At 68.4% G+C, this 10,990-nt stretch carries 10 protein-coding genes; 3 read left to right on the plus strand and 7 right to left on the minus strand.

The window, feature by feature from the left end; genetic code table 11:
- Positions 1 to 1,505: CoA-acylating methylmalonate-semialdehyde dehydrogenase (locus tag G3N64_RS36095; RefSeq protein ID WP_205788417.1), on the minus strand; the 1,505-nt coding region annotated here is incomplete at its 3' end.
- A gap of 112 nt (positions 1,506 to 1,617) precedes the next feature.
- Entirely contained in the window at positions 1,618 to 2,937 is a 1,320-nt protein-coding gene (locus tag G3N64_RS36100; RefSeq protein ID WP_205788418.1) for an MFS transporter, read from the minus strand.
- Between the two features lie 157 nt (positions 2,938 to 3,094).
- On the opposite strand from G3N64_RS36100, the gene G3N64_RS36105 reads away from it, so the two are divergent.
- Together G3N64_RS36105 and G3N64_RS36110 are read left to right on the plus strand one after the other, a co-directional pair.
- Positions 3,095 to 4,054, plus strand: coding sequence for a LysR family transcriptional regulator (locus tag G3N64_RS36105; RefSeq protein WP_205788419.1), 960 nt, complete (start codon positions 3,095 to 3,097; stop codon positions 4,052 to 4,054).
- A 58-nt stretch (positions 4,055 to 4,112) separates the two neighbouring features.
- Positions 4,113 to 4,619, plus strand: a complete 507-nt coding sequence (locus G3N64_RS36110; protein WP_205788420.1) for an SRPBCC family protein — start codon at positions 4,113 to 4,115, stop codon at positions 4,617 to 4,619.
- Between the two features lie 12 nt (positions 4,620 to 4,631).
- Here the strand turns inward: G3N64_RS36110 and G3N64_RS40045 are convergent, their stop codons facing one another.
- The 3 genes from G3N64_RS40045 to G3N64_RS36120 all read right to left on the minus strand — a co-directional run bounded on the left by G3N64_RS40045 (position 4,632) and on the right by G3N64_RS36120 (position 6,417).
- The gene (locus tag G3N64_RS40045; RefSeq protein ID WP_241021386.1) at positions 4,632 to 5,219 is read right to left on the minus strand and encodes a hypothetical protein; all 588 of its coding nucleotides are present in this window, start codon (positions 5,217 to 5,219) and stop codon (positions 4,632 to 4,634) included.
- A gap of 51 nt (positions 5,220 to 5,270) precedes the next feature.
- Positions 5,271 to 5,555 (minus strand): hypothetical protein, encoded by a 285-nt coding sequence (locus G3N64_RS40050; protein WP_241021387.1) that lies wholly within the window; start codon positions 5,553 to 5,555, stop codon positions 5,271 to 5,273.
- A 139-nt stretch (positions 5,556 to 5,694) separates the two neighbouring features.
- Complete coding sequence (locus tag G3N64_RS36120) at positions 5,695 to 6,417, minus strand: haloacid dehalogenase type II (protein WP_205788421.1); 723 nt, start codon at positions 6,415 to 6,417, stop codon at positions 5,695 to 5,697.
- 566 nt (positions 6,418 to 6,983) lie between these two features.
- Between G3N64_RS36120 and G3N64_RS36125 the strand changes: the two genes are divergently transcribed.
- A complete protein-coding gene (locus G3N64_RS36125) occupies positions 6,984 to 9,233 on the plus strand; it encodes an EAL domain-containing protein (RefSeq protein ID WP_205788422.1) in 2,250 nt (749 codons plus the stop codon).
- A gap of 27 nt (positions 9,234 to 9,260) precedes the next feature.
- Here G3N64_RS36125 and G3N64_RS36130 read toward each other — a convergent pair whose 3' ends face one another.
- Both G3N64_RS36130 and G3N64_RS36135 read right to left on the minus strand, forming a co-directional pair.
- Positions 9,261 to 10,328: a diguanylate cyclase gene (locus G3N64_RS36130; protein ID WP_241021388.1), complete on the minus strand. Its 1,068-nt coding sequence runs from the start codon at positions 10,326 to 10,328 to the stop codon at positions 9,261 to 9,263.
- A 67-nt stretch (positions 10,329 to 10,395) separates the two neighbouring features.
- Positions 10,396 to 10,990 (minus strand): chemotaxis protein CheB (locus G3N64_RS36135; RefSeq protein WP_277399156.1); only part of this gene is annotated, 595 nt, incomplete at its 5' end.

Genomic DNA, 10,990 nt, shown 5'->3' on the forward strand with positions numbered 1-10,990 from the left:
TTCACGCCGCCGGCCGTCGCGTCGTCGTCGAACCAGCGCGCGGTGACGGTCTTGGTCTGCGTGTAGAACTGCACGACCTGCTTGCCGTACGGGCCGAGATCGCCGAGCTTCGAGCCGCGCGAGCCCGTGAAGCTGAAGTAGGGCACCGGCACCGGAATCGGGATGTTGATGCCGACCTGGCCGATGTCGATCTCGCTCTGGAACTTGCGCGCGGCCGCGCCGCTCTGCGTGAACAGGCCGACGCCGTTGCCCATCGGGTTGCGGTTGACCAGCGCGATCGCGTCGTCGAGCGTGTCGGCTTCGAGCACGACCACCACCGGCCCGAAGATTTCTTCCGTATAGATCGACATGTCGGTCGTCACGCCCGAGAAGATCGTCGGGCCGACGAAGTTGCCCTGCTCGTAGCCGGGCACCTTCACGTCGCGGCCGTCGAGCAACAGCGTCGCGCCTTCCTTCACGCCGGCGTCGATCAGCGACAGGATGCGTTCCTTCGCCGCCTTCGACACGACCGGCCCGACGTCCGTGCCGGCTTCGGCGCCCGCGTTGACCTTCAGCGCCTTCGCCTTCTCGACCAGATCGGGCAGCCAGTCGCGCGCCTTGCCGACCAGCACGACGACCGACGTCGCCATGCAGCGCTGGCCGGCCGCGCCGAAGCCCGCGCCGACGAGCGCGTTGATCGACTGCTCGCGGTGCGCATCGGGCAGCACGACCGCGTGGTTCTTCGCGCCCATCATCGACTGCACGCGCTTGCCGTGCTGGCTGCCGAGGTTGTACACGTGCGTGCCGACGCGCGTCGAGCCGACGAACGAAATCGCCTTGATGTCCGGATGCGTGCAGAGACGGTCGACCACCGTCTTGCCGCCGTGCACGACGTTCAGCACGCCCTGCGGCACGCCGGCCTCGATCGCGAGCTCGACGAGCTGCATCGTCGACAGCGGATCCTGCTCCGACGGCTTCAGCACGAACGTGTTGCCGCACACGATCGCCATCGGGAACATCCATAGCGGGATCATGCCAGGGAAGTTGAACGGCGTGATGCCCGCGCATACGCCGATCGGCTGGCGCAGCGTGTAGGTATCGACGCCGCCCGCGACGTTCTCGGCGAATTCGCCTTGCTGCAGCGTGCCGATCGAGCACGCGTGTTCGACCACTTCGAGGCCGCGGAAGATGTCGCCCTGCGCGTCGGGCAGCGTCTTGCCTTGCTCGGCCGTCAGCGTGTGCGCGATCCGTTCGAGATTGCGGCGCACGAGATCCTGGAACTTCAGCATGATGCGCAGCCGCACGCCGATCGGGGTCGTCTTCCAGGTCTGGAATGCGCGCTGCGCGGACGCGATCGCGGCGTCGACCTCGTCGAGCGTCGCGTACGGCACGCGGCCGATCACGTCCTGCGTCGCGGGGTTGACGATGTCGCCCCATTCGGTGCTTTGCGATTCGACGAATGCGCCGTCGATCAGCAGCTTGGCGGTGGGCAGGGCGAGGGTGGTCTGGGGAACTGCGGCGTTCATGGATGTCTCCGGAAAGCGGTGTGACGATGAAAAAAGGTGTCTGCTCCCGCTGCGCATGCGTGCACGGCGGTCAGCAGGGCGAACTGAAATCGATCGGATGCCGGCGGCGTGCTCACGCGCGCGCCGGACGCATCAGCGCGGTACACATGAGCGCGAACACGCCGAAGCCGACGAGGTACGCGATCACGTAGTGCGGCTGGCCGCCGCCGGCCTTGAGCAGCGACGTCGCGATCATCGGCGCGAAGCCGCCGCCGATCACGCCGGCCAGCTGCACCGACAGCGAGATGCCGCTGTAGCGGATTTCCGCGGGGAACTGCTGCGCGAACAGCAGCGACTCCGGCGCATAGAGGATCGGGAACACGACGCCGAGGCCGAGCACGATCGCCCACCAGGCGTACGACGTCTGCTGCGTGCCGAGCATCATGAAGAACGGCGCGGCGAACGCGCACATCAGCACGAGGCCGATCGCGAACATCCGGCGCTGGCCGATGCGGTCGCTGAGATGCCCGCACAGCGGCATCGTCACGAGCGACAGCGCGGCACCGGCCGTGATCGCGTGCAGCATCTCGGCCTTCGGCAGATGCAGCTGCTGGGTCGCGTAAGCGAGCGCGAACGTGACGACCATGTAGAACCAGGTGTTTTCGGCGGCACGTGCGCCGACGATCGTCAGCACCTCGCGCGGATGGCGGCGCAGCGCGGCCGTCACCGGCGACTTCTCGGCCTTGCCCTGGCGCCGCATCTTCTCGAAGTCGGGCGATTCGGGCACCTTCGCGCGGATGAACCAGCCGAGGCCGACGAGCGCGATGCTCGCGAGGAACGGCACGCGCCAGCCCCACGACAGCATGTCGGCTTCCGGCAGCGCGGCGACTGCGGCCATCGCGACCGACGACAGGATCAGGCCGAGCCCGACGCCCGTCTGCGGCAGGCTGCCGAACAGCCCCTTGCGGCCCTTCGGCGCGTGTTCGACGGCCATCAGCACCGCGCCGCCCCATTCGCCGCCGACGGCCATCCCCTGCAGGAAGCGCATCGCGATCAGCAGCGCCGCGGCCCAGTAGCCGATGCGGTCGTACGACGGGATCAGCCCGATGATCATGCTCGGCACGCCCATCAGCAGCAGCGTGATCATCAGCATCGACTTGCGGCCGATCCGGTCGCCGAAGTGGCCGAACACGATGCCGCCCATCGGCCGCCCGATGAAGCCGACCGCGAACGTGCCGAACGCGGCGAGCGTGCCGACGACCGGGTCCAGCGACGGGAAGAAGATGCGGTTGAACACGAGGGCGGCGGCCGTGCCGTAGAGGAAGAAGTCGTACCACTCGATGGTGGTGCCGGCCATGCTGGCCCAGCCGGCCAGCAGGTAGTGCTTCGCGGTGCGGGCGGGTGCCGGCGCCGCGACTGTCGCATGCTCATCGAGGGTGGATCGGGTCTGCATGGTGTCTCCGTATTGATTGCCCGCGGCTCATGGTCCGCAGGTCACGGTCGAGTATAGTTATGCGCAGATCCATGATGTACCGACAAGAAAACCGGTTGGATGTGCATTTATGCATATCGACGGCCGGCCCCGGAGACTCCAGCCCTTTTTCCCGCCGATGCGACACGCCACCGAGCCGGTTTCCGGCAACCTGAACTGGGACGACCTGCGCTTTTTCCTCGAAGTCGCGCGCACGCAGCGCGCGAGCGGCGCCGCGAAGCGGCTCGGGGTCGACTACACGACCGTCGCGCGGCGCATTCGCGCGCTCGAGGCCGCGATGGGCACGCTGCTGTTCGACAAGTCGCGCTCCGGCGGCTTCACGCTGACGGCCGAAGGGCAGCGGCTCGTCGCGTATGCGGACGCGATGGAAACGACCGTGCAGTCCGCGTGCGACCAGGTCGCGAACACCGGCGAGGCGCTGTCGGGCCACGTGCGGATCGGGTCGACGGAGGGGTTCGGCTGTTTTTTCCTGGCGCCGCAGCTCGCGCAGTTTCGTGCCGAGCATCCTCACGTGACGGTCGACCTGCTGCCGGTGCCGCATTTCGTCAACCTGCCGAAGCGCGAGGCCGACCTGGCGATCACGCTCGAGCGGCCCGAGCGCGGGCCCTACGTGGTCACGAAGCTGTGCGACTACCAGCTGCGGCTCTATGCGACGCGCGACTATCTCGCGAACCACGCGCCGATTACCTGCACGGACGATCTCGCGCAGCACACGTTCATCAGCTACGTTGACGATCTCGCGTTCAGTAACGAACTGCTGTACCTGGATCGCGCAGTGCCGGGCGCGACGGCCGGGCTGCGCACGACGAGCGTGATCGCGCAGTACTTCGCGGCGCTGCAGGGCGGCGGGCTCGCGATCCTGCCGTGCTTCATGGCGGCCACGCAGCCGGCGCTCGTGCCCGTGCTGCCGGACGACGTGGTCGTCACGCGGTGCTTCTGGCTGACGTGCCGCGAGGATCTGCGCAAGCTGCGGCGCGTGACCGCGCTGTGGGATTACCTGCGCGCGGCGGCGGCCGCGAATCGCGCGCTGCTGTCGGGCGAATCGGGGACGCTGCGATTCGTCGGCGAGCCGCAGTAACGCCCGCCCGGCACGCCTGTGCCATCATGCCTGCACCGACAGCCGCAAGGAGACGGTCGTGGAAATTCATTCGCAGTGGACGTTCGATTGCCGGCCCGAGCACGTATGGCCGCATTTCCTCCATGCGCGGATGGACGACACGCGGCCGTTGCTGTTTCGTCTCGGCGTGCCGAAGCCGGTCGGCTGCCGCGTGCTCGAAGGCGTGCCGGCCGTCGGCAACACGCGGCAGTGCACGACCGATCGCGGCACGATCGAGCAGCGGATTCTCGTGCTCGACGAGAATCGCCGGCTGCGTTACCGGATGGTGGCGTCGACGGTCTGGTGCCGCGACTGGGTCGGCCTGCTGGAAGACGAATTCACGCTGACGCCCGTGGAAGGCGGCAGGACACGCGTCGAGCGGCGCACCGTGTTCAGCGCGCGCGGTTTCTTCAGGCCGGTTCGGCAGATCGGTTTATGGATCGCGCTGTTGCAGGCTCATCGATACGCGGCGCGCAACTGGCGGCGTCTCGCGATGGCGGCGCAGGGGCAGGCGGTCGCGATGGAGCCGGCGCGAGTCCGTCTTTAGCCTGAACAGGCGCTAGGCCTTCAGCGCGGGTGCGTAATAGATTTGCCCGATATCCGTGTCGCGTACCTGGCCGTTGCGTTCGGCCTCGGTGCGCGTATCGAAGAAATCGAGCGTGCACAGCTCCGGGCGGCCCAGCGCCTTCAGGATGCTCGACGTGCGCCACGCCGGGAGCCAGTCGGACCACGACAACCGTACACCCAGGATCGGCGCGAGCAGGACGCCCATCGCGACCGGCCCGCCCAGCAACATCGCCAGATCGAGACCCAGGTCGGAAAAGCCGCCGTCGCCGGTCCAGAGCACCACGATCATCATCGGGATGAGCAAGCAGTTCACGCCGATGAACATCCATTTCCACGCCAGCCCGATGTTACGCGTCAGGCCGGCCAGCCCCGTGTCGCTGCACGCGTGATCCATCACCATGCGGCGCCGGTCCGGAGACGACAGCGCGAACAGGCGGCCGCGGCGATCGACCACGGCAACCACGTCGTCGCCGACGTCGAAGCACTGCCCGCCGAGGAACCCGCGGTACGACTCGCCGCCTAGTTCGATTTCGACCGGCAGCTTCGCGAACAGGATCTTGCCGTTCTTCCCGACGGTCACGAACGCGTTTTCGGACGTGAAGGTCCGGGTTTCGCGCAGGTTCGCGTACGACTACATCGCCGGATGCTCGACTTTGTCGGCTGCGGCGTTCAACCGGGCCAGGATGAGATCTTCGTCGGTTTGCTGGGACACCCGCGCATTGGCCGCGGCCCCGTTGCCGGTGAGCGCGGCGACGATCGGCACCACGTTGTGCGTGAACCGGTAGCCGAGCGATTTCTTGCGGGCTTCGGGGTCGACGGGCGGCACCTGACGGCTTCCGGCGCCGCCCTGGTCGGGGCGCTCGAGAAAGCGCATCGCGGTCAGTTTGCCTTCTACGAGACGCAGGGGTGACGACATGAGCGTTGGCGGCCGCAATGGGGCAGGGCTTGCGGAGTCTACCAGTCGTCTGCCGGCGCACCCGATGCACTCGACGCGCCTTGCCGCCGCCCCTGCATCGCGGCCGGCAACGCCGCGGTCGCGCGCAGGAACCCGGCATTCAAGCCGGGCAGCCCAGCCGGTCCGCGAGCTCGTTCAGGTCCCTGACGTCGAAGTCCCACGCATCGTCGGCTTTCAGGTCGGTCGTCTGGCCGGGCCCGTGCTCGGTCGGCCGCAGCACGAACGCGGTCGACAGCCCCTGCCGACGCGCGGCCGCGAGATCGCCGTTGTGCGCGGCGACCAGGCACAGCTCGGCTGGTTCGATACCGAGAATCTCGACCGTGTCGCTGTACACCTGCGGCGACGGCTTGTACGCGCGGACGACTTCCGCGCCGAGGATCGCGTCCCACGGCAGCCCCGCGCGTTTCGCGACGTCGACCATCAGCCGGATGTTGCCGTTCGACAGCGGCGCGATGATGAAGCGCCGCTTCAGCCGGTGCAGCGCGGCGACGGCATCGGGCCACGGGTCGAGGCTGTGCCATGCGAGGTTGAGCGTGTCGATGTCGGCGTCGGGCACGTCGTCGATGCCGAAACGGTCGAGCGTGCGGACGAGGTTTTCGCGATGCAGCACGTCGAGCCGCACGTAGCGGCGGCGCCCGCTGCGGATTTCCTCCATCGACGGCGAATATTCGGCGCGCCATGCGTCGGCGAACACGAACGGGTCGAGCGCGGGCGCGTGGCGGTCCAGGAACGCGGCGGCGCCGCGTGCGACACCGCTTCTCCAGTCGACGATCGTTCCGAAGACATCGAAAACGAGCGCCTTGATTTCGGCAGGGTTCGTCATGGTGATCCAGTGAAGGTCGATCGATGAGGTGTCGAATCGCCGTGCCGCCCGACTGCGCGACGCCGGTTCGATCGTCATTGAATCACGGATACGGAAAGGCGGTTTGGCCGGTCGCGCGGTCGAACGAAACGACCGCACGGCAGGGGTTCACGGGATGCGGCATCGTCCCGTGTTTGCCGGCTCCGGACGACGGCCGGCCGCCTTCGATGCCACTTGCGGATCTGCCCCTTGCCGTCGCGGATCGGCATGACGTCGGGGCCGCCTTGCCTGTTCGTGCGGCCGGCGCGCGCCGGGCGCGGCCATGCCCAGGGCCCTCGCGCCGCGGGCAAGCCTTTCGGCAAGCCGACTGCCGGCCGCAAACGCGGCACCGACCGCGCGTAACCCCTGATGCAGGTGGACGCGCCGATTGTCGCGGATTAGTGTTAAATATATTTTGGCGCGTGTTGGCACGGCGCGCCATACGGGGCGCACCGGGCATCGGCGTAAACCCGGAGCGAAAAACGGCACGAAGGATCGAAAACGAATCGGGCGTACCAGACCCGATCGGATGGACGGCAGGATTCATCTTGAATACCGAACCGCAAAGTTCTCGTTACAGTCTCGGGCTCGCGGCGGAAGTACTGGCGTCCGAGCAAAGCGTGCTGAGGCTGATCACGCGCAACACACCGCTGCCGGAGCTGTTGGTCGAAGTCTGCCGGCGTGCCGAGGCTTTGCTCGGCGACGGTGCGTCGTGCACGATCCTGCTGCTCGATACCGACGGCGTGCACGTGCACGTCGGCGCTGCCCCATCGCTGCCCGCCCAGTACAGCGCGGCGATCGAAGGCGCATCGATCGGGCCGGTGGCCGGCTCGTGCGGCACGGCGATGTACCTGCGCCGGATGGTCGCCGTCGAAGACATCGAAACCGATCCCCTGTGGGCCGACTACCGTGCCGTCGCATTGCCGCTGGGCTTGCGCGCGTGCTGGTCGGTGCCGTTCCTCGACGACATGGGCGCCGTGCTCGGCGCGTTCGCCGTCTATCACCGCACGCCGCGACGGCCGAGCGACGAGGAAGCCGAACTGTTGCGCGATATCGGCAGCAGCGTCGGCCTCGCGGTGCACCAGGACCGGATCGCGCGCCAGCTCGCGCGCAGCGAGGAACATCACCGGCTCGTGGTCAACAGCCTGAACGAAGGGATCCTCGTCGTGTCGCGCGACGGCGTCGTGGTCGCGAGCAACCCGAGCGCGAACCGGATGATGCGCGTGAAGGGCGACCTCGTCGGCCACCGGTTGTCGACGGTGATCCTGCGCAAGCTGCACGAGGACGGCACGCCGATCGCGCCCGACGACTGGCCGAGCCGGCGCGCGCTCGAGACGGCCACGCCGATGCTCGGCTACACGGTCGGCTTCGGCCTCGCGGACGGCGACATCATCTGGGTGCGCGGCAACGCGGTGCCGATCGTGAAGCCGGGCGAGACGCAGGCCGACTCGGTGCTCGTGTCGTTCAACGACATCGGCCCCGTGCGCGAGGCGCAGCAGCAGCTGCGCTACATGGCGACGCGCGATGCGCTGACGGGCCTCTACAACCGCCGCTGGCTCGGCGACCGCATGCGGGAGCTGTTCGGCGGGCACGATGCGGCGGGCGGGCCCGCGCGCGTCGCGATCCTGTTCATCGATCTCGTCGGCTTCAAGAAGGTCAACGACACGGCCGGCCACGACGCGGGCGACGCGCTGCTGCGCAGCGTCGCCGCGCGGCTCGCGGCCTGCGGAGGCGGCCGGTACGCGCTCACGCGCGTCGGCGGCGACGAGTTCGTGATCCTCGTCGACGGCTGCGACGATCCCGACCGGCTCGCGGTGCTCGCGCGCGAGGTGATCGACGCGATCGCGAAGCCGTTCGCGATCGCGAACAACGAATACTGGCTCGGCGTGTCGATCGGGATCAGCGTCGCGCCGCGCGACGGCGACGATGCCGTCACGCTGATGCGCAACGCCGATTCGGCGATGTACGACGCGAAGCAGCGCGGCCGCAACCACTTCACGTTCTTCACCGCGCAGCTCAACCTGCGGCTGCAGCGCCGCTTCGCGATCGAGCAGTCGCTGCGGCGCGCGCTCTCGTCGAACATGCTGAGGCTCGCATACCAGCCCGTCGTCGATGCGCGCAGCGGCCGCACGGTCGGCGCCGAGGCGCTGCTGCGCTGGACGAGCCCCGAGCTCGGGCCGATGTCGCCGGCGGAGTTCATTCCGGTCGCGGAAGATACGGGGCTGATCGTCGCGATCGGCCAGTGGGTGCTCGAAACCGCGTGCCGGCAGGCCGCCGAATGGCGCCGCACGATCGCGCCCGACCTGATGCTGGCCGTCAATCTGTCGCCACGGCAGTTCCACGAGGGGCTCGTCGAATCGGTCGATCGCTGCCTCGCGCAGACGCAGCTCGATCCGTCCGCGCTCGAGCTCGAGATTACCGAAGGATTGCTGATGAGCGAAACGGACACCGTGCTGCCGATGCTCGAGGCGCTCACGGACATGAACGTGCGGATCTCGGTCGACGATTTCGGCACCGGCTATTCGTCGCTCGCGTACCTGAAGCGCTTTCCGCTGCACAACCTGAAGGTCGACCGCTCGTTCGTGTCGGGCGTGCCCGATCATCACGACTCGGTGGCGATCACGCAGGCCGTCGTTGCGATGGCCCATTCGCTCGGGATGAAGGTCACGGCCGAAGGCGTCGAGACGCAGGCGCAATCGTGGTTCCTGCAGCAGATCGGCTGCGACATGCAGCAGGGCTATCTGTTCAGCCGCCCGCTGGACCCGCACGACTACGCGCGCCGGCTCGGCGCCGCGTGAGCGCGGCGCGCGTACGGCATTTGGCGTTCAGTCGACGCGCGGCGCGCCGAATCCGCCGGGGACCGGTGTCGTCGGCGCCGTATCGATCTCGACGCGGTTCTTGCCCTCGTGCTTCGCGCGATAGAGCGCGCGGTCGGCCGCTTCGATCAGCAGGGTCGTCGGCAGGCCGTGCGTCGGCACGATGCTCGCGCCGCCGATGCTGATCGTCACGGTGTTGCCCGTCGACGAATGCGCGTGCCGTAGCCGCAGCGCCTCGACCGCGAGGCGGATCTTCTCGCCGAGCAGCCGCGCGGCGCCCGGCGACGAGGCCGGCATCACGACCGCGAATTCCTCGCCGCCGAAACGCGCGGCGAGATCGCCCGACTGGCCGAGACAGCGCTCGATGGTCGACGCGATCTGCTTGAGCACGCTGTCGCCCGACACGTGGCCGTACGTGTCGTTGTACAGCTTGAAGTTGTCGACGTCGATCATCAGCAGCGACAGTTCGCTGCGCTCGCGCGTGCCGCGCCGCCATTCGGCGGCGAGGTATTCGTCGAGATAGCGCCGGTTCGACAGCCCGGTCAGGCCGTCCGAATGCGTGAGGCGCCGCAGCTCGAGATTGGCTTCGAGCAACTGCTGCTGCGATTGCCGCAGCGCGCGATAAGCCTCGTCGCGCTGCAGCAGGTTCATGTACGAGCGCGAGTGGTAGCGCACCCGCGCGACGAGCTCGATGCGGTCGGGCAGCTTCACGAGGTAGTCGTTCGCGCCGGCCGCGAACGCGGCGCTCTTGATCACGGGCTCTTCCTGCGTCGACAGCACGATGATCGGCACGTCGCGCGTCGCCGGATTCGTCCGGTACGCTTTCACGAGGCTCAGCCCGTCGATGCCGGGCATCACGAGGTCTTGCAGGATCACGGTCGGCCGCGTCTCGATCGCGGTGTCCATCGCGTCGTCCGAACGCGGGCAGTAGTGGAAATCGATACCTTCTTCGTCGATGAGCGCGCGCCGTACGGCTTCCGCCACGATCGTCTGGTCGTCGACCAGCAGCACCATCGCCGGCACGTCGTAGGGCGGCGTGTAGGGGCCGCCTGGCGGGCGAGTCAGATCAATGGTCATGGTCGATGCGGGTTGATGCGGTCGTTGCAGGGGCAGGCAGGGGTGTTGCGCGTGTTCATCGTCGGGCTCAGATCCGCGCGAGCGCCGCCAGCTCGCCCGCGATGCGCCCGAGCGGCAGGATCGCGCGCGCGGCGCCGAGCGTCGCGGCCGCCTTCGGCATGCCGTACACGGCGCTGGTCGCCTCGTCCTGCGCGATCGTATGGTAGCCCTTCATCCGCAGCGCCTTCAGGCCGATCGCGCCGTCGCGGCCCATCCCCGTGAGCAGCACGCCGATCACGCGGCCGGGCCAGTGCTCGGTCAGGCTGTTGAAGAACACGTCGACCGACGGGCGATACGGCGTGGCGGCCGGTTCGCGCGTGTATTCGAGCGTGCCGGTGCGCGTGATGCGCAGGTGGTCGTCGGTCGCGGCGAGCAATGCGACGCCCGGCCGCGGGCGGTCGCCTTCGCGCGCGACGCGCACGGCGAGCGGCGTCTGGCCGTCGAGCCATTGCGCCATGCCTTCGGCGAACGCGCGATCGACGTGCTGCACGATCACGATCGGCGCATTGAAACCGGCCGGCAGGCCGCCGAGGATCGACGCGAGCGCGCCGGGGCCACCGGCCGATGCGCCGATCGCGACCAGCGGGCCGCCACCGGCGCGCGGGGCCGTGATCGGCGCATCG

It is taken from the genome of Burkholderia sp. Ac-20344 (genome assembly GCF_017104975.1).
Taxonomy (GTDB): domain Bacteria; phylum Pseudomonadota; class Gammaproteobacteria; order Burkholderiales; family Burkholderiaceae; genus Burkholderia.

Coding starts and splice junctions, on each gene's coding strand:
- G3N64_RS36130 (WP_241021388.1), bottom strand. CDS start 10,328: ATGACCATTGATCTGACTCGCCCGCCAGGCGGCCCCTACACGCCGCCC.
- G3N64_RS36105 (WP_205788419.1), top strand. CDS start 3,095: ATGCGACACGCCACCGAGCCGGTTTCCGGCAACCTGAACTGGGACGAC.
- G3N64_RS36100 (WP_205788418.1), bottom strand. CDS start 2,937: ATGCAGACCCGATCCACCCTCGATGAGCATGCGACAGTCGCGGCGCCG.
- G3N64_RS40050 (WP_241021387.1), bottom strand. CDS start 5,555: ATGTCGTCACCCCTGCGTCTCGTAGAAGGCAAACTGACCGCGATGCGC.
- G3N64_RS36120 (WP_205788421.1), bottom strand. CDS start 6,417: ATGACGAACCCTGCCGAAATCAAGGCGCTCGTTTTCGATGTCTTCGGA.